General features: G+C 38.7%; 21 protein-coding genes. 18 read left to right on the top strand and 3 right to left on the bottom strand.

Features of this window, described 5'->3' with window-relative positions:
• Nucleotides 1-8 precede the first annotated feature (8 nt).
• Nucleotides 9-1,172 carry a pyridoxal phosphate-dependent aminotransferase gene (locus ACTQ54_RS07275; protein ID WP_441755504.1) on the bottom strand — a complete coding sequence of 388 codons (1,164 nt, stop codon included), beginning with the start codon at nucleotides 1,170-1,172 and terminating at the stop codon, nucleotides 9-11.
• Between the two features lie 918 nt (nucleotides 1,173-2,090).
• On the opposite strand from ACTQ54_RS07275, the gene ACTQ54_RS07280 reads away from it, so the two are divergent.
• From ACTQ54_RS07280 to ACTQ54_RS07320, 9 genes are all read left to right on the top strand, one after another.
• The gene (locus ACTQ54_RS07280) at nucleotides 2,091-2,264 is read left to right on the top strand and encodes a hypothetical protein (protein ID WP_159443805.1); all 174 of its coding nucleotides are present in this window, start codon (nucleotides 2,091-2,093) and stop codon (nucleotides 2,262-2,264) included.
• A gap of 99 nt (nucleotides 2,265-2,363) precedes the next feature.
• Nucleotides 2,364-3,122, top strand: a complete 759-nt coding sequence (locus ACTQ54_RS07285) for a DDE-type integrase/transposase/recombinase (RefSeq protein WP_441755506.1) — start codon at nucleotides 2,364-2,366, stop codon at nucleotides 3,120-3,122.
• Complete coding sequence (locus tag ACTQ54_RS07290) at nucleotides 3,058-3,372, top strand: Mu transposase domain-containing protein (protein ID WP_441755675.1); 315 nt, start codon at nucleotides 3,058-3,060, stop codon at nucleotides 3,370-3,372. The genes ACTQ54_RS07285 and ACTQ54_RS07290 overlap by 65 nt, the downstream gene beginning before the upstream one ends.
• Nucleotides 3,356-4,114, top strand: a complete 759-nt coding sequence (istB, locus tag ACTQ54_RS07295; protein WP_441755508.1) for an IS21-like element helper ATPase IstB — start codon at nucleotides 3,356-3,358, stop codon at nucleotides 4,112-4,114. Before ACTQ54_RS07290 ends, istB begins: the two co-directional genes overlap by 17 nt.
• Before the next feature lie 439 nt (nucleotides 4,115-4,553).
• On the top strand, nucleotides 4,554-5,465 hold the full coding sequence (locus ACTQ54_RS07300) for an AEC family transporter (protein ID WP_441755510.1): 912 nt from the start codon (nucleotides 4,554-4,556) through the stop codon (nucleotides 5,463-5,465).
• 12 nt (nucleotides 5,466-5,477) lie between these two features.
• Entirely contained in the window at nucleotides 5,478-6,569 is a 1,092-nt protein-coding gene (locus tag ACTQ54_RS07305) for a methionine ABC transporter ATP-binding protein (RefSeq protein WP_441755512.1), read from the top strand.
• Entirely contained in the window at nucleotides 6,569-7,264 is a 696-nt protein-coding gene (locus tag ACTQ54_RS07310) for a methionine ABC transporter permease (protein WP_441755514.1), read from the top strand. The genes ACTQ54_RS07305 and ACTQ54_RS07310 overlap by 1 nt, the downstream gene beginning before the upstream one ends.
• A gap of 274 nt (nucleotides 7,265-7,538) precedes the next feature.
• The gene (locus ACTQ54_RS07315) at nucleotides 7,539-9,284 is read left to right on the top strand and encodes an ABC transporter ATP-binding protein (protein ID WP_441755515.1); all 1,746 of its coding nucleotides are present in this window, start codon (nucleotides 7,539-7,541) and stop codon (nucleotides 9,282-9,284) included.
• Nucleotides 9,271-11,022: an ABC transporter ATP-binding protein gene (locus ACTQ54_RS07320; protein WP_441755517.1), complete on the top strand. Its 1,752-nt coding sequence runs from the start codon at nucleotides 9,271-9,273 to the stop codon at nucleotides 11,020-11,022. Before ACTQ54_RS07315 ends, ACTQ54_RS07320 begins: the two co-directional genes overlap by 14 nt.
• 179 nt (nucleotides 11,023-11,201) lie before the next feature.
• Here the strand turns inward: ACTQ54_RS07320 and ACTQ54_RS07325 are convergent, their stop codons facing one another.
• Complete coding sequence (locus ACTQ54_RS07325) at nucleotides 11,202-12,593, bottom strand: HD domain-containing protein (RefSeq protein WP_441755519.1); 1,392 nt, start codon at nucleotides 12,591-12,593, stop codon at nucleotides 11,202-11,204.
• 20 nt (nucleotides 12,594-12,613) lie between these two features.
• Nucleotides 12,614-13,456 carry a lipoate--protein ligase family protein gene (locus ACTQ54_RS07330; RefSeq protein WP_441755521.1) on the bottom strand — a complete coding sequence of 281 codons (843 nt, stop codon included), beginning with the start codon at nucleotides 13,454-13,456 and terminating at the stop codon, nucleotides 12,614-12,616.
• A 186-nt stretch (nucleotides 13,457-13,642) separates the two neighbouring features.
• Between ACTQ54_RS07330 and ACTQ54_RS07335 the strand changes: the two genes are divergently transcribed.
• From ACTQ54_RS07335 to ACTQ54_RS07375, 9 genes are all read left to right on the top strand, one after another.
• On the top strand, nucleotides 13,643-14,062 hold the full coding sequence (locus tag ACTQ54_RS07335; protein ID WP_441755523.1) for a DUF1934 family protein: 420 nt from the start codon (nucleotides 13,643-13,645) through the stop codon (nucleotides 14,060-14,062).
• Between the two features lie 73 nt (nucleotides 14,063-14,135).
• Complete coding sequence (rpoE, locus tag ACTQ54_RS07340) at nucleotides 14,136-14,798, top strand: DNA-directed RNA polymerase subunit delta (protein ID WP_441755525.1); 663 nt, start codon at nucleotides 14,136-14,138, stop codon at nucleotides 14,796-14,798.
• Nucleotides 14,799-14,975: 177 nt separating this feature from the next.
• Complete coding sequence (locus tag ACTQ54_RS07345) at nucleotides 14,976-16,601, top strand: CTP synthase (protein ID WP_441755527.1); 1,626 nt, start codon at nucleotides 14,976-14,978, stop codon at nucleotides 16,599-16,601.
• A gap of 124 nt (nucleotides 16,602-16,725) precedes the next feature.
• Nucleotides 16,726-17,583: a class II fructose-1,6-bisphosphate aldolase gene (gene fba / locus ACTQ54_RS07350; protein WP_441755529.1), complete on the top strand. Its 858-nt coding sequence runs from the start codon at nucleotides 16,726-16,728 to the stop codon at nucleotides 17,581-17,583.
• Nucleotides 17,584-18,177: 594 nt separating this feature from the next.
• On the top strand, nucleotides 18,178-18,915 hold the full coding sequence (gene pyrF / locus ACTQ54_RS07355) for an orotidine-5'-phosphate decarboxylase (protein ID WP_441755531.1): 738 nt from the start codon (nucleotides 18,178-18,180) through the stop codon (nucleotides 18,913-18,915).
• A 3-nt stretch (nucleotides 18,916-18,918) separates the two neighbouring features.
• Nucleotides 18,919-19,548, top strand: a complete 630-nt coding sequence (gene pyrE, locus ACTQ54_RS07360; RefSeq protein WP_441755532.1) for an orotate phosphoribosyltransferase — start codon at nucleotides 18,919-18,921, stop codon at nucleotides 19,546-19,548.
• Nucleotides 19,549-19,616: 68 nt separating this feature from the next.
• The gene (locus ACTQ54_RS07365) at nucleotides 19,617-20,873 is read left to right on the top strand and encodes an MFS transporter (protein WP_441755536.1); all 1,257 of its coding nucleotides are present in this window, start codon (nucleotides 19,617-19,619) and stop codon (nucleotides 20,871-20,873) included.
• Between the two features lie 247 nt (nucleotides 20,874-21,120).
• Nucleotides 21,121-21,966, top strand: coding sequence for a hypothetical protein (locus tag ACTQ54_RS07370; RefSeq protein ID WP_441755538.1), 846 nt, complete (start codon nucleotides 21,121-21,123; stop codon nucleotides 21,964-21,966).
• Nucleotides 21,967-21,984: 18 nt separating this feature from the next.
• Complete coding sequence (locus ACTQ54_RS07375; protein WP_441755539.1) at nucleotides 21,985-23,256, top strand: UDP-N-acetylglucosamine 1-carboxyvinyltransferase; 1,272 nt, start codon at nucleotides 21,985-21,987, stop codon at nucleotides 23,254-23,256.
• Nucleotides 23,257-23,272 lie beyond the last annotated feature (16 nt).

The following is a 23,272-nucleotide window of genomic DNA, read 5'->3' on the forward strand; positions in this document are numbered from 1 at the left end:
TTTATTTTTTATTTATTTTGTTTAACGAAATTCGTTATACGGCGGATGGCTTCTTCTAAGTCGGACATCTTTGTAGCATAGCTTAATCTAAAGTAACCTTTACCTGCATCACCAAAACCAGAACCTGGAACCACCCCCACTTTTGCCTCATGCGCCAAAGCAAGGCAAAAATCCAAATCAGATCCATTAAACCATTGCGGGACTTTAATAAATAAATAAAAAGCTCCTTCGGGGTTGGATAGCTCAAAACCAAGTTCGTCAAAGGCTTTAACTAAATAATTACGGCGTTTTAAATATTCTTCCCGCATCATACGGCTGTCTTCATCGCAATCATTGTAGGCTTTGATGCTGGCATATTGCATTTGAGTATTGGGAGTGTTGATGGTTGCTTGGTGGACTTTATATAGCTCCTTTAAAATTTCCTTTGGACCGGCAATAAAGCCACTGCGCCATCCAGTCATAGCATGTGATTTGACAAGACCATTAATTAAAAGGGTTCTTTCGGGATATAGAGTCGCAACCGATACATGGTCGGCTTCATAGGTTAATTCGGCATAAATCTCATCCGAAACAATGTACAGTTGATGGGCTCTAGCGACTTCAACGATGGCTTCAAGTTCAGTCCGACTATAGGTAACACCGGTTGGATTGGTTGGGAAGTTGAGCAGTAGTACCTTGGTTTCAGGATGTTCTTTTAAACTAGCTTCGATATGCTCTGGTGTTAGTTTAAAGGCATTATTGCTGACATCAATGGTAACTAAAGAACCGTTGGCTAGGGCAACATGGGTTTTGTAAATAACGTAATTAGGGCTTGGCGTAATGACTTTATCACCAGGATTGAGTAAGGTTAAAAAAGAAGCAAAGAGCGCTTGCGTTGCTCCATGTGTCACGATAATTTCACTTTCAGGATCATAGCTGAGTTGATAATGACGTTGTATAAAATTGGCAATGGCTTGACGTAATTCGAGTAAACCACTGGAATGGGTATATCCATTGCTCTTATGCTGAATGGCATCGATTGCTGCTTTTTTAATGGCAGTTGGAGTTGGGAAATCGGGTTCTCCAATTGTGAGATAGATGAGATCATCAATCGATTTAATTTGTTCATTAAAAGCGCGGATAGGACTTGAAGTTATGCCTGCAAGATTTTGATTGAGTATATAATTTTCCATAAAACACCGCCTTTAGTTTTAATCAGTTTAACACATTCAAGATGAAAGCAACATATGAGAGTGAAAAATGGTGAAGACTGTAAGGGTGTGTGTCTGTTATGAGGGGAAAGGGCATGGCTTTTTTCTTGTTAGCAAAGAAACAATTATTCGTTTTTTGTGTGTTTTGTTGAACGCGTCCCCCCTAAATCAAAAATGTGTAAATTAATTGCCACGTCCTCTCAACGAGTACCCAAAGTGTCCCTCGTTTTCTCAACGAGTACCCAAAGTGTCCCTCGTTTTCTTAACGAGTACCCAAAGTGTCCCTCGTTTTTCTGACGAGTACCCAAAGTGTCCCTCGTTTTCTCAACGAGTACCCAAAGTGTCCCTCGTTTTTCTGACGAGTAGCCAAAGTGTCCCTCGTTTTCTCAACGAGTACCCAAAGTGTTCCTCGTTTTTTTAACGAGTATCCAAAGTGTCCCTCGTTTTTTTTAACGAGTACCCAAAGTGTCCCTCGTTTTTTTAACGAGTATCCAAAGTGTCCCTCGTTTTCTCAACGAGTAGCCAAAGTGTCCCTCGTTTTTTTAACGAGTACCCAAAGTGTCCCTCGTTTTCTCAACGAGTACCCAAAGTGTTCCTCGTTTTCTCAACGAGTACCCAAAGTGTCCCTCGTTTACTTAACGAGTACCCAAAGTGTCCCTCGTTTTCTTAACGAGTACCCAAAGTGTCCCTCGTTTTTCCAACGAGTATCCAAAGTGTCCCTCGTTTACTTAACGAGTACCCAAAGTGTCCCTCGTTTTCTCAACGAGTACATAAAGGGATACTCGTCATCTATAAAAGTTACAATAAGATTACCCAATTTGTTGCACGTAACTTTCCCCAGTTACAAAAACAATTGAGGTAATCTTTTTTGATATAATTATTCCATTAGGAGGAATGATTATGTCAGAGATTGCAAAGATCACAATAACATCATTAGATGATTTATCCAGGTTAAGTGAATGGTATCAGAAAGGAGAAATTAAATTGAATCTATCAAAGATTTCACGTGAATTAAACTGTGACCGAAAAACAGTTAAGAAGAGATTAGAAGGCGTAATACCAAAGACGACATGAAAGAGAAAAAAGTATTTAGATGATTTTAAACCACTGATGCTTTCCTACCTTTATGATTCACCGCGTCATTTCAGCTATATTGATCACCTTTTTTATTTTATGCAAAGAGAACATCATATCACCTGTGCCCGTTCTACTTTTTATCGCTATATTGTGAATGATGAAGACTTGCGTCTGTCATTCCAAAAACATAATAAAACGGAGTTCATACAACGATTTAAAACTCAACCGGGTCAACAAGCCCAATTCGATTTGAAAGAAAAAGTAAAATTAGTAACGGAAGAAGGGCAGACCATTACAGTTTATATTCCAACGTTAACTCTTTCATGGTCACGTTACAATGTTCGTCGACTGATATTAAATTTGACAACAGATAACTTACTATCATTTTTAGCAGAAGCATTTGAAGAAATTGGCGGAGCACCACGAGAATTAGTCATTGATAATTTGAAAGCATTTGTCGAAAAGCCACGAACGAGCACGGGAGACAAAGCCATCCTAAACTCACGATTTTCAGAATTCTGTAAAAATTATGGTATTGAGCCACTGCCTTGTATGCCGTATCGTCCTCAAACAAAAGGAAGAACGGAAACGCAAAACAAATGGGTAGAACAACTATATAACTATAACGGAACCTATGAAGGAATATTGGCAATGCATCATCGATTAAAACAACTGAATGAACAAGATAATAAAGCCGCTTCTCAAGCGACAAGGTTGCCACGGTGTTTCTTATTAGAAAAAGAAAAAGGTGATTTAGTCCCGCTACCCTCCTTGGCAGTCAGAAGACCTTATCACCTTCAACTTAAAAAAAGTTCATGTTACCAACGACTTTCTCTTTCAATACCGGTACAATAAATATTCTGTTCCAAAAGAATTTATCGGTAAGCAAGTAGACATTATCGTTCAAAACAATAAACTTTATATTTATTATAACGGAAATATCATTGATAGTCATCCTATAACCAATCAACCGTTCAACATAAAACCAGAGCACCAATTGTATTATGCAAAACCACAAGAGGAAACAAGTAAAATAGAAGCAACGACAAAACCGAGTCTTATCTCAATGGAATTAGGAGAGATCCGTTATGACAATCTATCTTAAAGTACAAGAGCAATTACAGTATTTAAAATTTAAATCAGCACAGCACTATTTAGAACAATTATATCAAGAACATCAACTGAGCAATGCGGAATTATCTGGCTTATATAAAATACTAGCAAAAGAAGTGGAAGCAAAGGAAGAAAATAACCGTTTATATAATGTTAAAGTCGCTGCTTTCCCTTACTTAAAGACCATTGACGATTACGACTTCACGTTTCAACCGAGTATTGAAGAAGATCAAATAAGAACGATTATTGAATCAACCTTTTATAAAGAGGCAAAAAACGTCGTATTAGTAGGAAATCCAGGTACAGGAAAAACACATTTAGCGATAGCGATTAGCTATAGTGTCGCGATTAAACGTAATAGTGTTTATTTTATTAAATTTAATAAATTAATCCATGCCTTAAAGACAGCTTATCAGGAAGGAACGCTCGAACGAAAAATAAAGTTATTCTTCAAATATAAGTTGCTCGTGATTGATGAAGTAGGATTTAATGAAATAAGTCCCCTTGAAGCGAAATTATTCTTTCAATTAATCGATATGCGATATACAAAACGATCAACGATATTTACGAGTAACTTAACCTTCGACAAATGGCATACCATTATGGGACAAGATGAAATGTTAACAAAGGCGATTATCGATCGTATTTTACATCATTCTTTTCTAATTAATATAACAGGACCTTCTTATCGAATTAAAGACAAACTATCTCCACGAAAAAGTGGGGAATCTTAAGTGAGACAAATTGGGATTTTTAAGTTGACTTTTATATCACCACACTGAGCTTAATATTTTAGCCTCATTAGTTCGACAGAACCAAAACTAATGTTATGGTTTTACACAATTATATGGCCTCTATCTCAAAAAGGGTCCAGGCGTTCTGATAACGCATGCCTCCGAGCCCTCCTTAGGTTACATCCGTCCTATCACTTCCCCTTTATTTTCTACACCCGAACCAACAATCCCCCCTTACAACAACCAAATAAACTTTCATAATTTTTAGAACCCTACCATAAAATCACCCCACTATCCCATAAAGCTTAAGAAAAGATTCAGTTTATAGTAACAAGCTTTCAATAATAAGGTATAATAAAAACAAATAACTCAAGTTTCTATTTTTATAGCCACACTGGCTATAGAACAACCATTTTATTATGAAAGGATTAAATTGCTCATGTCGTTTATTATTATTGTAGTTCAACAGCTAATTGTCATGTTTATACTGAGCTTATGTGGTTATGTACTAGTAAAACGTAAGGACTTATCCGGTCAAACCATTTCTGAGCTCAACAAAATTATCACAGTCTATCTGACGCCTCTAGTGACGGCGAAGTCATTTTTAGGAGGCTTTACTTCTGACCAATTAATCCAACTTTTCTATGGGATGAGTTTATATTTATTCTTTACAATGGTCCGTTTGTTGGGAATGAGATGGATACTGGGGCGTTATAATCGACAGATTGATCAGTATGCAGTTATTTTTTCAAATACAGGTTTTATTGGCATTCCCTTAACGTTAGCTGTTTTTGGAGAAGAGTATTTATTTTTAACGACAGGGATGATGGTGGTTCACACTATCCTAAATTGGACCATTGGTTTACCCATGGTGTCAGGGACAGCTCCAAAGAGAAAATTTTGGCAAAATCCTATGTATATTGGTGTAGCGGTTGGGATTGTTTTTCTTTTAACAGGTGCAAGCTTACCTCCGCTATTGAACTCCATTTTTAATACCTTAACAGGTTTATATACGCCTTTAGCGATGGTTTGCTTAGGGAGTTATTTTGTAGATTTTTCATTAAGCGATTATTTTTCGAGTCGCCGTATGTGGGAAGTAGTCTTTTTCCGACTATTTTTATTTCCAGCGATTGCTTTAATCGGCGTCTTATTACTACCAAATATTGATTACCATACAGGCTTTATCCTCGTCATGCTTCAAGCAGGTCCTTCAGCGATGACAACAGCGATATTTAGTCATTTATATGGTGGCGATTATGAGCATGGTGCTAAACTTGTGTTTGGTACAACCATTATGTCGATTTTATCGATTCCTTTTATGTTATATTTGTATAATTTATTTGTGCTGTAAGGAGTGACTAAAATGATTGAACTTCGTAATATTGATGTGGTATTTAATAACGGTGAGCGGGTGGTTACTGCTGTAAAAGATGTCTCCCTAACTATTAACAAAGGCGAAATTTACGGGATTGTTGGTTATAGTGGGGCAGGAAAGAGTACACTGGTTCGAACCATCAATTTACTGCAACGTCCTACCAAAGGAACGGTGACCGTTAATGGTTTACTAATGATGGATTTGAGACCTCGTGAATTAAGAGATGCTCGTAAAAAGATCGGGATGATTTTCCAACATTTTAATTTGATGGAATCGCGGACCATTTTTGAAAATGTTGCCTATCCTTTAAGAGGCAGTGGTTTAAACCGCCAACAAATTGCGCAAAAAGTAGCTGAACTACTCGATTTAGTTGGTTTAAAAGAAAAAACGGATAGTTATCCCAGCCAGTTATCCGGTGGACAAAAGCAAAGGGTAGCGATTGCCCGCGCTTTAGCCAATGATCCAGACATTCTTTTGTGTGACGAGGCAACGAGTGCCCTTGATCCCAAAACAACGTCATCAATTTTAGATTTACTTAAAGAACTCAATCAAAAATTAAATATCACCATCGTTATTATTACCCATGAAATGGCTGTTGTTAAAGACTTATGCGACCGTGTCGCCGTTATGGGGAATGGTCGCGTCATTGAAGAAGATACTATTTTAAATATTTTCACGAATCCACAGAAAGAATTAACGAAAGAATTTATCAACACAGCAACGCATTTTGACCAAGAATTGGATACTGTATTAAACCATCCGTCGACATTGCGTTTGAGCCGTGATTATACTATGGTTCGGATTAAATATATCGGTGAAGATGCGACGGTTCCGCTACTTTCACAAGTGATAACAAGCTTTAATTTAGAAATAAATGTCTTATACGGTCACATTGAAATTATCCAAAATACTCCGGTAGGTAATCTGCTGGTAGCCATGAATGGTGAACCAAATCAAATTCAAGCAGGGATTCATTATTTAGAAGAACATGATGTAAAAGTTGAATCAATGCAAAGCTTGTTAGAACCACTTGTTCGTAAGGGACAAGCCGTTAGCAATCAAGGAAGGGGGACAAACTGATGTTAGCGACCATTTTAAGTCAGTTACAAGAACAATGGTTGGTTATTTGGGAAATGCGTGACATGCTGATGGAAGCAACTTGGGAAACCCTCTATATGCTAGGCCTTACGATTATATTTGCTGGTTTTTTTGGTCTCTTATTAGGGATTTTAATTACGATTACAGGACCTAAGGGTATTTTAGAGCAAGCTCTAATCTACAAAATCTGTGATGTGTTCATCAATATTTTTCGTTCCATTCCCTTTATTATTCTATTGGCTTTATTAGGTGGTTTCACTTCATGGATTGTCGGAAGCCGGATTGGTTCGACCGCAGCTTCAGTACCCATTATTGTTGCGACCATTCCTTTTTTTGCCCGCCAAGTTGAGATTGCCTTGCTTGAAGTAGACCCAGGTGTCGTTGAAGCAGCTCAAGCGATGGGATCTAGCCCTTGGGAAATTATTTATCGTGTTTATTTACGTGAAGGACTACCAGCCCTGTTGCGGGTAAGTGCGTCTACAGTCATCAATGTCATTGGCTTAATTGCTATGGCTGGGGTTGTTGGTGGAGGTGGTCTGGGAACAATCGCTATCGCCCGCGGATACAACCGAAACCGGATGGATATTATTCTTGTTTCCACTATTTTGATTTTATTAATTGTCTTCATTAGTCAATTGATTTTTAATTTACTTATCCGTCTGGTGACGAAACGCTAAAATAAATTAAACAAATATTAAGCTTTTGTTTTACATTCAATAAAAACTAGGTTATAGTTAGTCTATCAAATAAAGAAAGGGGTTTTGACTATGTACAACACAGTTGTTTTTCATACAAATACACTAATAATCAAGCTTCTTTCTTTCAATAAGATTATCTAATTTAACGAGCCTTCATTTAGGAGGTTTGTGTTGGATAATAATGTCTTTTTGACGCCGAAGGAAGAGCTTTCCTGCGGCGTTTTTTTGATGCAAAATTAGAGAGGGATTTTACATGATAGCAAACATTTGGCAATTTATTAAACGACATAAATGGATATATTTACTTATTTTTCTTTCATCTTTACTCGCTTCACTTCTAACGATCATCCCAAACTATATAATTCAACAATTCATTGATGGGGTCGTTGAAGGGACACTAAATGGTCCGCGCTTAACTAAGCTAGGCTTGATTTTCCTAGCGGCGAGTATTTTATTATTTTGTATGGATAGTGTCTGGGGAACTTTCTTATTCAGCCATTCACGCCGCTACGAAAAAGAAACCCGTTTGAATTTATTTAGAAAATTACTTGAATTACGGTCACCTTTTTACGAACAATTCCGCTCAGGTGAAATCTTAACCCGCATGACCAGTGATATTGTCTTTATGGGAGAGCTGGTTGGTTACGGTTTTATGGTTGCAGTTGGAGATGTTTTATGGGTTGTCAGTATTATCCTAGTCATGATTGTTACGATTTCTTGGAAGGTGACGCTAGCGGCTCTTATCCCTTTAATTATTCTAATATTTATTATTTATACGGTCAGTCAGATTGTTCAAAAACGGTACGAACTCAACCGTGAAGCTGTTTCTTCTTTAAGTAGTGAGGTCCTTGAAGGAGTGGATGGTGTCCGTGTGATTCGTGCCTACAGTAGTCGAACGGGAAGTGTGGAATCATTTAACGTAGCAACGACACTAGCCATGAAACGTTCGAATGATTTAGTTGCCCTAAACTCAATTTATGGTCCTTTGAGTAGCGTGATGGTGGGACTCAGTTCAGCAATCGGCATGATCTATAGCGCCTATTTGATTGGGCAAGGTGAACTTTCCGTTGGCCAACTAGTGGTCACCTTAATCTATATCCAAATGTTGTCTCACACCGTTTGGGGATTTGCGGACTTAATTCCGGGCTACAAACAAGGCGTGATTTCATTCGGAAAAATCAATGAACTGCTCCATGCCAAAAACACCGTTGAATTAGAGGGACAAACCCCCTTAACCCAAATAAATACCATTGCTTTTAATGATTATGGCTTTAGCTTTCCAAAAAGCAGCACTGAAAACCTAAGTGGCATAAATATACGGATCAATAAAGGTCAAACGATTGGGATTGTCGGTAAAACGGGGAGTGGGAAAACCACACTTGTTCGCCAATTTCTCCGCCAATACCCTATTGGCAAACAAGGGGAGCTACTCATTAACGATCAAAACATTATCGACTATAAGATAAAAGACGTGGAAAGCATGATCGGCTATGTGCCACAAGATCACATTCTATTCTCAAGGACAGTTCGCGAAAATATCTTGGTCGGTAAACCGAAGGCAACCCAAGCAGAGCTCGATGCAGCCATTGATGCCGCCGACTTAAGAAAAGACCTAGTGAACATGCCACAAGGATTAGATACACTTATTGGTGAAAAAGGTGTCTCGATTTCCGGAGGGCAAAAGCAACGGATTTCGATAGCTCGCGCCTTAATTCGTAAAGCCGACTTGTTAATTTTAGATGATTCACTTTCAGCGGTTGATGCGAAAACTGAAATAAATATCATCAAAAACATCCAATCCTATCGAAAAAATCAAACCAATATCATTGTGACGCACCGTCTATCTGCCGTTAGTCACGCAGATTTTATTTATGTGATTCAAGATGGACGAGTCGTTGAGGAAGGGACACCTCATGCCTTGCTTGAGCAAAAAGGATGGTACTACAGCCAGCACTTAGCCCAACAAATGGAAGAGGAAGGTGACTATGAAAACATTTAAACGCTTATTAACTTACTATCGCTACAAATGGCCCATGTATTTACTGGGAGTTATTTTCTTAGGGCTTTCGACAGCTTTGTCGCTGTATTCACCGATTATTAACGGCCAGATGATTGATTATATTTCTCAACAATTAAATGCGGGAGAGGCTTTAGACTTTGCTTATGTTTTCCGCTTGTTTGGGATATTTATTGGTTTGATTATTTTGGCAGGTTTATTGCAATATATCAGTAGTTTTATTGTCCAAAGAATTGCTAATTATCAAGGAAAAATCATTCGTGACCAAGCTTATACCCATATGCAAAAACTTCCCGTGTCGTTTTTTGACAACAAGCCTCCAGGGCAAATTTCGTCAAGAATTATTAATGACACCGAAGTGATTCGGCAAAACTTTTTCCATGCATTTGGATCGCAATCGGTCGTGAATATTATGTATTTAATCGGTATTTATATCGCTGTTATTATTGTGATGCCAGAATTTACAATTCCAATGACGATTTTAATTGTTGTGATTATTTTATGGCAAATTGGTTATATTCGCCTAACAACGCCTCTTAATGCGAGTTGGCGTGAAATGGAAGGATCGGTTAACACACAAATTTCTGACTTAATCCAAGGGGTATCCATGGTTCAGCTTTACCACCAAGAAGACAAACAATATCAGGAATTTGAAGAGACGAAGAAAAAATGGCTGGCTAACCGTGATAAAAGTGTGATTTATGACACCATGTTATCATGGAACCTATCGAATTTATTACGCCTCCTAGTCACTTTTGGATTGATGATTTACCTTGGAACACGTTTTGTGGACGGCATCCTCGGCTATACCGTTGGAACCTTGTACATCATTATGAATTATGTTGAACGTCTTTTTGGTCCCATCGGGATGTTAATCCAACAGATTGTCCAGTCCCAACAAGCACTTGCTGGAGCAAAACGCGTCTTTGAAATTTTAGATGAGCCCATTGAAGAAGATAGCGAAACTGCCATTAAAGTGACCCAAGGGAATGTGGTGTTTAAAAACGTCAACTTTGGCTATACAAGCGATCAAACTGTTTTAAAGAATATTAATTTACAGGCGAAACAAGGTGAAACCATTGCCCTTGTCGGGCACACCGGTTCAGGTAAGAGCTCGATTATCAACCTACTTTTTCGTTTCTATGACCCGCAAGAAGGCGACATCCTGATTGATAATCAACGGATTACAGACTATAGCCGAGACAGTATCCGCCAAGAAATGGGCATTGTCCTACAAGATCCTTTTCTTTTTTCAGGCACCATCGCCACAAATGTAAGCATGAAAAATCCCGCCATTACCGATGAACAAATCATCGATGCCCTAGAAAAAGTCGGCGCCAAATCTCTTATCGATAAGCTGCCCAAAGGCATCCACGAACCCGTCGTCGAAAAAGGCCAAACCCTGTCATCCGGTGAACGTCAGTTGATTTCCTTTGCCCGCGCTCTGGTGACCAATCCAAAAATCCTTATCTTGGATGAAGCCACTTCCCATATCGATTCACAAACCGAAGAGCTTATCCAACAAGCCATTGATGTCGTGAAAGAAGGCCGTACAACCTTTATCATCGCCCACCGCCTTTCAACCATCCAAAACGCCGATCAAATCCTCGTCTTGGAAACTGGCGTCATCCGCGAACAAGGCAACCATAGCCAACTGCTCAAAGCCAACGGCATATACGCCGAAATGTTCCGCATGCAAGCCCACAGCACCACCCATTAAAATAAATATCACTGCTTGCAACCCAAAAACCCACCAAAAAAGTTGATGAACAACTTTTTTGGTGGGTTTAGCTTTTAGTTAGCCATATAAGGCGGTCTGTTCTGTCTAATTGCGGCCTAAATAGACATATAAAGCCGTCTGAACTGTCTAATAACAATCCCCCACCATAACACCAACTACTAAAACAACCATTGTTGGATATGGTGCGTGACATCATTATGTTCAGTCACATAAGCCGCAAGAATCATGATTTGATTTTCATTTAATTCGTCGGCCGGTGTGTTTTCTAATTCGCTCAACAATTCTTTAGGGAAGTACAAGCGGTAGTCGCCACGGACTTTCCCCGCCAAAGCATTCACCAAAGGACTCACTGTGGCTAATTCGACCACTTGGTTTGTTTTGGTTACCAGTTCAATCTGGGTTTTATTGCTCGTATTGTAAGGGCGATAATAATCATAAGGTAAGTCGTAACTACTATTTTCACTAAAATAATAATCCGGGTCATAACCTGCGCGCACCAACTCATCCATTAATGCTGTCTTGAGCTGTACAACCTCATCCTTCGTCACAATAATCGACTTAAAAGGCTTCCGGTTCACAAAGCGATAGGCCAAATCAACCAAAATCGGATCATCTTCAGCTAACCAGTGCGTGAAATAAGAACTCATGATATGATCATCTAAACGTAGATAATCCTGTAAATCCCAATTGCCTTCCAAAAAGGGCTTCAATAAACTAGCCGGATGCTTCATATGCATATCAGCGTTCAAATAACATTCTTTGGCTCGCGCAAATAAACTTTGCAAAATCTGCTCCATCCCACGTGACACCGGATGAAAATACACTTGCATATACATTTGATAGCGACTGACAATATAATCTTCCACCGCATGCATGCCAGAATAATCAAAAGCAATTTGATGGTTAAAAGGACGAATAACCCGCAAAATCCGCGTTAAATCAAAGGTCCCATAACTAACCCCCGCATAATAGGCATCCCGCAATAAATAATCCATGCGGTCTGCATCAATTTGACTACTAATCAACTGCACGACTTGCTTATTTGGATATGTTTTATTGATCACGCTGGCGACCAATTCTGGAAAATCCGGACTAACCGAGCGCAAAACCTTATTAATCTCCGTTTCCGGTGACGTAATAATCGCCTGTGTTAACAACTCGTGGTCCGTATTAAATATCCCTTCAAAGGTATGTGAAAACGGTCCGTGGCCAATATCGTGCAGGAGGGCGGCACACAAAACAAGCAGGCGTTCCTGGCTGTCCCACAAGCCATCATGCTCCGTTTGCGACGGATAATTCCGCGAAAAATTACTTTCAATCCGACGCATAACTTCATAAACCCCTAAAGAGTGGTTAAACCGCGTATGCTCAGCCCCGTGAAAAGTATAAGAAGACGTACCTAACTGCTTAATCCGACGCAAACGTTGAAATTCCGACGTATCAATTAAATCAAGAATGACCTGGTCCTTAACATGAATATAATCATGAACAGGGTCACGAAAAACTTTTTCACGACTAAACGATTTTGATGCATAGTTTGAATCCTTCATAAAGCACCTCTCATATTAGACTAGGGTTGGACACTTAACGTCCTTTGAAACACTTTCGGAAAACTCTGTTGGTAAAAACCTTCCAAATCAGTTTGGTTGAAGTCTCCCACTTCAACCGTCGAAAACCTTTTAAAAACCTCTAATAAATATCTCTGATAATCACTAACGGTTATCGCTTCGCCAATAACTTTTTCTAGCGTTGTCATCACATTAGGATTCACCTTTGGATAAGTCTCATCGCCTTGACCAATTAAATAATAATCACGAATTAACTCAGCTCTTGCATCTTGATCGCCATTGACGCTGATATAGGCTGCCGTTGTGATGCCTGTTTTAAAGCGACGCTGGGCAATCCCACCAATTTTCAATCCATCAATGACTAAATCATAGCGGCCAGGACAGTAAGAATCTGGAATTTCATAACTTTCAACTTTAATGTTCCATTGACTTAAACTCTGTTGGACCAGTTGTACCATTTGCTCATAAGCCAAGTCAATCGACAAGGGATAACGCTGGTTATCACTGACTAAGCCAACATTTAAAATGCCTGGTTCATTAACGACCGCTAAGCCACCATGAGGTCTTAATAAGACATCATAACCACTGTCCACTAAAAATTGATTGGCTGAAAAAACGTCTTTTAGGCGCGTATCTTTTGAACCAAGGAGGATAGCTTCTTTTTGTAGAGGGTAAAAATGAAGGATCGCGTTGTTTTTACTTGACTGGTTTTGGTTTAAGAATGGCACATAACGTAAAAAACTATCCTGGTATGCAAGGGCGCTATTGCCAGAATCTTGGTGTGGATTATGTTTTTCATCAAAAACATGCCAATGATGATTTTCTATATAGTCAAATGCCGTCATAAATCAGTGCTCCTTCATTATTAAATTATTATTATTATACCAATAATTTATTGTAATAACTATGTAGCTAGCAAAAAGAAACAAAATGATAACATACAGATGAAGGCTTCTTGATTTGTGTAACATTAGCATTGATATTTATTAAGGAGATTAGCTATAATATTCTTGTAGTGTAAATGAGGTGAAATGATGTATCAACAACCGATTAAGATTAAAGTTCATCAAGAGATTGACCATCAGATGAATCAAGGCATGGATCAATATTATCTTGAAGGTGAAGGGGATCTAACGGTTTTGCGGACCTATAGTAAAATTCGTTACCATGATCAAGAAGGTTACCCCATTGAAATAAAATGGCAGCTAGACATGAATAATAACTTCTATATTATAGAGATTATTCAGCCATCGTATACTTTAAGGTTTAATCCTGAGGTCGAAACCTTAACGGCTTATCATACACCGCAAGGGGTATGGGAATTGAATGTTCAAACCTTGGAATTAGTAATTGAAGAAGAGGATGGGCTTAAACAAATTAAGATTCGTTATCAAATGACAATGAATGATCAGCCTTTGGGAATATACCAGTATCATTTAACGGTGTTATAGGCATAAGATTTTAGTTGATTTATGCTGGCTAAATCGTTAAGATAGTTAAGAATATATGGAAGGAAGTGGCTTGATGGCACTAGAAGAACTTGCCGGTCAAAATAAAAGCGAATTGTCGTTGATTGAAGTGGCTCATGCGATCATTACTGAGCATGGTGACATTATTGAATTCAATGATTTGCTTGTTCAAATACAAAATTATTTAGGTTTAACTGAAACACAACTTGAAAGCAAGATGGCTCGTTTTTATACGGATTTAAATGTGGATGGTCGTTTTATTTCTTTAGGTGAAAATCGTTGGGGTTTGCGTGTTTGGTACCCAATCGATTCAATTGATGAAGAAATCATTACGTCTTCAGAAGAAGATGAGCTTCCAAAACGTACACGTCGTAAGAAACGTAAAATTAATGTCTTTGAAGATGAAGATATGATTGACTATAACGATGATGATCCAGAAGACAGCGATGATGCATACGATGATGACGAGGACTATGACTCAACTTCGGAGGATGAGGATGAGGACGAGGAAGAAACAGAAGATTTATCTGTTATTTTAGCTGAAGAAGATAAAGACGATGATGAAGACGAAGAATTAAACGCTTATGTTTCTGATTTAGATGAACTCGGTGATGCTGAAGTGGATATTCCAGATGATGACTTCGAAGAATTTGATGATGAGGATGAAGAGGAAGTCGAAGAAGCGGATGAAGATTATGAATATGAGGATGAGGATTAGTCCTAAGGAATCTGCTCTTGACGAAAGACGGACAATCAAGTATTATTTTACTTGGGCACTCTAGCAATCATTGCTAGCCAAGGACAGTATAAATGCTCCCTATTCCATGGAATAGGGAGCATTTTTGTTTTTTACAAAAAAGTGTAGATTAATGGTTTGCAGAAAGGAAAATGAATGATGACTCAATATATTTTTGTAACAGGTGGTGTCGTTTCTTCTATTGGAAAGGGAATTGTTGCGGCTTCACTTGGTCGGATCTTGAAAAATCGCGGATTGAAGATTGCGATTCAAAAATTTGATCCTTATATTAATGTGGACCCTGGTACGATGAGTCCCTATCAACATGGTGAGGTTTTTGTAACGGATGATGGGACAGAAACTGACTTAGACTTAGGGCACTATGAACGTTTTATTGATGAAAATGCTAATCAATACTCTAGTGTGACAACAGGTAAAATTTATTCAGAAGTCTTAATGAAAGAGCGTCGTGGAGATTATTTAGGGGCGACTGTACAAGTCATTCCGCATATTACGAACGCGATTAAGGAAAAGATTATGCGTGCAGGGGAGACGACCAATGCGGATATCGTGATTACAGAAGTTGGGGGAACTGTTGGTGATATTGAATCACTGCCGTTCTTAGAAGCCCTACGCCAAATGCGGTCACAAGTTGGTCATAACAATGTGTTATATATTCACACGACCCTAGTCCCTTATTTAAAAGCTGCTGGTGAAATGAAGACCAAGCCAACGCAACACTCTGTGAAAGAGTTACGTAGTTTAGGGATTCAACCAAATATTTTAGTGGTTAGAACCGAAGAACCTTTACCGTATTCGATGAAAGAAAAGTTAGCTCTATTTTGTGATGTGAATGTCAATGCGGTGATTGAGTCATTAGACGTAGAGACTTTATATTCGATCCCTTTACGTTTACAAGAACAAAAAATGGATCAATTAGTTGTGGACCATTTCGGTTTGAATGTACCGGAAGCTGATTTACAAGCTTGGGAAGACTTAACGAATAAAATTTTAAACTTAAAAAATACTATTAAAATCGGCCTAGTAGGTAAATATGTTTCACTGCAAGATGCTTATTTATCTGTCGTTGAAGCCTTAAAACACTCTGGTTTTTCAGCAGATAGTGATGTTGAAGTGAAATGGATTGATGCAGAACATCTGACAGAATCGAATTTAGAGTCAGAGTTAGCGGATGTGGATGGAATCTTAGTGCCAGGTGGTTTTGGTCATCGTGGTATTGCAGGGAAATTATTAGCTATCCAATATGCGCGTGAAAACCAAATTCCTTTCTTAGGTATTTGTTTAGGCATGCAATTAGCTTGTGTCGAATACGCTCGTAACGTTGTTGGCATCAAAGGCGCAGATACAGGCGAAGAAAATGCAGATGCGAAAGATAAGATTATTGATTTAATGGTTGATCAAGAAGATGCGGAAGACTTAGGTGGAACCTTGCGTTTAGGCTTGTATCCATGTGTCATTAAACCGGATACCTTGGCTCACCGTTTATATGGCGGACAAGATGAAGTTCAGGAACGTCACCGCCACCGTTATGAATTTAACAATGCTTACCGTGAGATGATGGAAGAACATGGTATGGTATTCTCTGGTTTAAGTCCAGACGGTAAGTTGGTTGAAATTATAGAGTTACCATCGCATCCGTTTTTTGTAGCGTCTCAGTTTCATCCAGAATTCGTTTCACGTCCTAACCGACCACAAAGCTTGTTCAATGGATTTGTGTCTGCAAGTTTAGACTACCGACGTCAAGCCGAACAGGCGAAAGCATAAGTTTAGTGGTAAAAGGGGATATTTATTTTTCATGAAAGGGCTTATTCAAACCCTTTAAGCTAGTAAATTAGTCTGCGTTGGCTTATAATAATATTATAGATGTTTATCACAAGGAGGAAATTTAATGAGTCGTTTAGTAAGTATGACAGAAATGCTTAACAAAGCAAAAGAAGGAAAGTACGCAGTTGGCCAATTCAATATTAATAACTTAGAATGGACGCAAGCTGTTCTAACTGCAGCTCAAGAAAATAACTCACCTATTATCTTAGGTGTATCTGAAGGTGCAGCAAAATATATGGGTGGCACTAAAGTTGTTTCAGCAATGGTTAATGCCTTATTAGAAACAATGGACATTACTGTTCCTGTTGCTCTACACTTAGACCATGGTTCAAGCTTTGAGACATGTAAAGATGCTATTGATGCTGGCTTTAGTTCAGTCATGATTGATGGTTCACATGATCCAATTGATGATAACATTACTTTATCTAAAAAAGTTGTTGATTATGCACACGCTCGTGGCGCTTCTGTTGAAGCTGAGGTTGGTACTGTTGGTGGTGAAGAAGACGGTGTGATTGGTGGAGTACAATACGCTGACTTAGAAGAATGTAAACGTATGGTAACTGAAGCAGGTGTTGATGCTTTAGCGGCTGCTCTAGGTTCTGTTCACGGTACTTACGATGGTGAGCCTAAATTAGGTTTCGATGAAATGTTAGCTATTTCTGAAGCGACTAATGCACCATTAGTATTACATGGTGGTTCTGGTATTCCTGAGCACCAAGTTAAACGTGCGATTGAATATGGACATGCTAAAATCAATGTTAATACTGAATTACAACAACAATTTACAAAAGCCGTTCGTGAACTGTTAGATACAGACAAAAAAGTTTACGACCCACGTAAAGTATTAAAACCAGGTGTACAAGCAATTGTTGAAACAACAAAAGCAACAATGGATATGTTTGGTTCAACTGGACAAGCTTAATTCTAATAAATATAACCGTCATGAGCGCTGGGTAACAGTGTTTATGGCGGTTTTTTTCTTTTGTAGGAATGATGGATTGGAGATGTTGGGTGTCTTTGGAATTGATTTGAGAGTGGCTATCCGGATCTCAGAATGGTGACCGTTCTCTAATTGTCTTAAGATTGGAAACTCAGGGTAGTAAGGGCTCTTTAATATAAGTGGGAAGTGACGGGAAGTCCCGTTATTTCCCGCTTATTTTATAAGCGTATATGACTTTCGGTATGCGCTTATAACACACCTGAAAGATCCCATCACGTCCCAATAATCAACTTTGTTTTACAACATCTAATGGACTTCATTTTTTCATCATTTTCCTCATTGACATCCACCAATCGAATGCTATAATGTCAAACAGCAAGGTTTACTTTAAGCGTGTTCCGTGAAACATGAAAGTACATACCAACAGGCTATTTATTGTGCTATTTTTACCTGCCAATAAATAGGACACATGATGTATTTTTGTTAAGAGACGGGCACTGATATTAGTTGCTAGTCTCTTTTTTTGTTTTATAATAGAGACAACACGATAAGTGTAATGATGGAGGAGCTGAAGAAATGGATAAAAACTTACCAATTATTGCCTTAGACATGCAAGAACAAGAGGATGTTTTTAAAATGTTGCGCGCATTTGAAGGCGAGAAACTAAACCTTAAAGTAGGTATGGAATTATTTTTTTCACACGGATCTGCATTAATTAAAGAATTAAAAGCAGCCGGACATGATATCTTTTTAGATTTAAAATTACATGATATTCCAACGACAGTTGAACGTGCGATGGAAGTCTTAACCTTATTAGAAGTGGATATGCTCACCATCCATGCCAGTGGTGGGGTTGAAATGATGAAATCGGCTCGCCGTGGACTAGAAAAATCCGCACAGAAGACAGGTAAAACGCCTTTACTGGTGGCTGTGACTCAATTAACTTCAACAACCATCTCACAATTACGTGATGAGCAAAAATTAGCTGTGACTATGAAAGAAAGCGTGACACACTATGCAGAATTAGCCGTAAAAGCTGGTATTAGCGGTGTGGTATGCTCGCCTCAAGAAGTAAGGACATTAAAAACTTATTCTAACAATAAGTTGATTACTATTGCACCGGGTATTCGCTTAAACAAAGAAAATAGCCATGATCAAAAACGGATTGCGACCCCATTTGAAGCAGGGGAAGTCGGTAGTGACTTTATCGTAGTCGGTCGTCCAATCACACAATCTGACAATCCAGTTGCTGTTTACAACGAAATTCGTCAACAATGGGAAGCAGGCATGGCAGCCTTTAAGGAGAGAAAATAATCGATGAACCAATCTTCAACTGTTGCAGAGCTACTACTTGAAATCAATGCCATTCATTTAAGTCCAACCGAACCTTACACTTGGGCAAGCGGGATTAAAGCGCCGATTTACTGTGATAATCGATTGATTATGAGTCATCCTAAGGAACGCGATCAAATTGAAACGGCCTTAGCACAATTAATCAGCCAACATTATCCAGAGGTTGAAGTGATTGCGGGAACGGCTACAGCAGGCATTCCGCATGCCGCCTTTGTCGCAGAAAAACTCAATCTGCCTATGATTTATGTCCGTTCATCCAATAAAGGCCACGGCAAACAAAAAGCGATTGAAGGACTTTTAAATGAAGGCGCAAAAGTTGTAATGGTTGAAGATTTAATTAGTACTGGCAGTAGCGTCTTAACCGCTGCCGAGAAAGTCAAAGAAGCAGGCGGAAAGGTCCTCGGCTGTGTAGCGATTTTCGATTATTTATTGGAAGCCGGTCGTGAAAATTTCGCAAGCACGCAAATTCCCTTAGTCACTTTAACGAACTACAAAAGCTTGATTGATGTTGCTGTCAAACGCCCGGAACTTGCCAACCACTACGACACTCTTGCCGCTTGGTACCAGAACCCCCGTCAATGGCCTAACAACTAAATATCACTGCTTATCTCACTGCGAATTTAATAAAGAATGCCGAGAGCATTCATTAAAGGAGAAAAAATATGAAAAACTTAAATAAATCACAACGTAACGCCATTATTATGTCCATTGTTGCTTCTGGAACCGATGATTTAAACGTCATGTTTTTAGCTTTTTCAATGTCTACCATCATTGCGCAATTAGGTATTAGCGATGCTCAAGGTGGGTGGATTGCTACAATCACCAACCTAGGAATGTTGGTAGGAGGATTATTGTTTGGTGTCCTAGCAGACCGCTACAATAAATTCAAAGTGTTTAAATGGACGATTATTATCTTTTCAGTAGCAACAGGCTTAATTTTCTTTACCAATGATATTTATTATTTATATTTGATGCGTTTTATTGCGGGTATTGGAGTTGGTGGTGAATATGGAGTGGCCATTTCAATCATGGCAGGACTTGTTCCTTCTGAAAAAATGGGACGGGTTAGTTCACTGAACGGTATTGTTGGGCAAATAGGTTCGATTGTTTCTGCTCTATTAGCCTCAATTATCGCACCTGTTTTTGGTTGGCGTGGACTATTCTTATTTGGACTTCTGCCAATTGCCTTAGTCATTTGGGCTCGTTTTTCAATTAATGATGCCGAGCTATATATTGATAATCAAGGCAGCGCGGAAGTTGCAGTTGAAAAAGGTAGCATTGCTGATTTGTTTAAAACACCGAAGTTGGCTTATCAAACTTTGATGTTGATGGTGATGACAACCGTTCAAATCGCAGGTTATTTTGGAATGATGAACTGGTTGCCAACGATTATGCAACGTAATTTAGGAATCAGTGTGAGTGGGTCTTCGCAATGGATGATTGCGACTATTTTAGGTATGTGTCTAGGAATGTTAGTTTTCGGTCAGTTGCTTGACTTATTTGGACCACGCTTAGTATATGGAATCTTTTTACTGTCATCGGCTGTGGCTGTTTACTTATTTACTTTTGCTAACAGCACGTGGACATTGTTAATTGGTGGATCTATCGTTGGATTGTTTGTGAATGGGATGTTTGCAGGTTATGGTGCCATGATTACGCGCTTGTATCCTTATCAAATTTCTTCGATTGCCAATAACACCATTTTAAATGTTGGTCGTGCAGTCGGAGGATTTTCATCTGTTATCATTGGACTGATTTTAGATGTAGCAGGTGTTCCAGCAGTTATGCTGTTTTTAGCCTCATTATATCTGATTAGTTTTGCAGCTATGATGACTATACCAGCCTTGAAGAAAGCAAATTACCAAGGCATTCAGCAAGAAGACTTACCAACTATGGCAGCAACTTTAGTAGAAGCTTAATTTAAAATAAAGATAAGAGAAAAACTCGAAGTTTAGGAAGGCTAGTGTAGCCACTGCGACTAAATTTCGAGTTTTTTTGTGTAGCAATTTCACGTCTTCAAGCAGAGATATTTATTTTAAGGGGTTTTGGGGCTATAATGATTTATCAATGTATTTTTTTGTGTATTATGTTAAACTTATGAGTGAAATATAAACAGACATGCAAGAAAAAAATGATCACACTAGTCCATTGATGAGGTGAAAATGAGTGTCAAACAATACTCGGTCTGATGCAACCATTCAATTGCATTTGATAGAACATGCGATCCAACACCATCAATATATATCTTTATATTCTTTCTTACATCAACATCCCCAATGGCAAGATGCCGATGCCCTTAATCTAGTCGGATTAGCTCATGCGATCGTTAAAGGCAATCTTTCGGCTATCGAAAGGCTTGCTCCTTCAACCGGCTATTCTTATTTAACTCAGCCCACTTATCTTGAGCAACGTAGCTATAATTTTTGGCACTATCTGACGATTCAATTGAAACGGCAGGAGTATGCGGACTATTTAAGAGCACTGACGCCTTTATTAGTTGATATTTATCGGTTAATTATTCAAAAGTATTTATTGCCTGATTTAAATAAATACATTGAGCCAATCACGAAGGTGAAAGAAGATGGGGATGCTTTGTACCGAGGTTTACAATGGTCTCGATCGGCTATTGAAGGCCATGACAATATGATTCAACGGACGTTCCAACATTTTTATGGCAGTCGCTTTAATTATAGTCACTATGTCAGTTCGAGCCATTTGTTGAAAATCATTGAGTTGAATTCAAAAGATGAGACCTTGATCGAAAAGTCACACAGTATGCGGAATATTGAAAAGTATCTCCGTAATATTGTGGCGCATGAAATCGTTTATGTTGATGAGGATTGGGTAGAGGCACGGATTGGGCTGAGCCCCGTGGCAATCCATCAATTACTGAAAGATTTATATCATTTAGCAGGTCTAAATGACGAAAGACAATGGGAAAGTCTATCAACGATTGATAAAAAATTAAGTCAATTAGCGAATGAACGCTATCATACGATGACAAAAGATTGATGCAAGGAGTATACGATTATGAAAAAAATTATTATTCGTGGAAACAAACCCTTAAAGGGAGAAGTGACAATTAGTGGAGCTAAAAACAGTACTGTTGCTTTAATTCCAGCAGCTATTTTAGCGGATTCAGAAGTTGTTTTAGAAGGTGTGCCTGATATTCAAGATGTCTATTCATTGATTGAAATTTTAGACGGCTTTAATGTTAAAACACATTTTGAAAATAATATCTTACGGATTGACCCATCTGAGATGGTGTCTATTCCAATGCCAACTGGAAAAATTCAAAGCTTACGTGCTTCTTATTACTTTATGGGATCAACTTTGACTAAATTTGGTGAAGGCGTGATCGGTTTACCAGGAGGTTGTTTCTTAGGCCCACGTCCAATCGATCAACATATCAAAGCCTTCACTGCTTTAGGCGCAGACATTGAAGATGAGTTTGGTGTGATTACCCTGTCAACGCCAAATGGCTTAGAAGGAACACGTATTTATATGGATGTTGTGTCTGTAGGTGCAACAATTAATACCATTTTAGCGTCCGTTAAAGCTAAAGGTAGAACAATCATCGAAAATGCGGCTCGTGAACCTGAAATTATTGACGTGGTTACCTTACTGAACAAAATGGGGGCTAAAATTCGTGGAGCAGGTACTAACGTCATTCGTATAGAAGGTGTCGATAGTTTACACGGCGTTAGCCACACGATTATCCCCGATAGAATTGAAGCCGGTACTTATATCACCGCTGCTGTTGCGATGGGGGAAGGCGTTAAAATAAATAACGTTATTTTTGAACATATCGAAGGTTTCATTGCTAAGCTAGATGAAATGGGCGTAAATATGGAGATTGGTGAAGATAGTATTTATGTTCACCCATCGCATGACTTACAGATGGTTAGCATTAAAACATTACCTTATCCAGGTTTTGCAACGGACTTACAACAACCCATCACACCTTTACTAGTGAAAGCGAACGGTGAAGGGACCATTATGGATACCATATATCCACAAAGGGTAAAACATATTCCTGAACTAAACCGTATGGGAGCGGACATTAAAGTCGAAGGCGATATTATCCGTATTACCGGCCCTGCCAAATTAACGGGTGCTCCTGTTAAAGCTAGTGACTTACGTGCAGGTGCTTGTCTTGTTATTGCAGGCTTAATTGCCGAAGGCGAAACCGTGATTACCGGTGTAGAGAATATTTTACGTGGATACGCCAATATTATTGAATCATTAACTGCTCTTGGAGCGGATATTGAGATGGTTGAAGATGATCTGCCCGAAGAGTAAAAAATATAGATAGGAT

It is taken from the genome of Fundicoccus sp. Sow4_H7 (assembly GCF_052115865.1).
Taxonomy (GTDB): Bacteria; Bacillota; Bacilli; order Lactobacillales; family Aerococcaceae; genus Fundicoccus_A.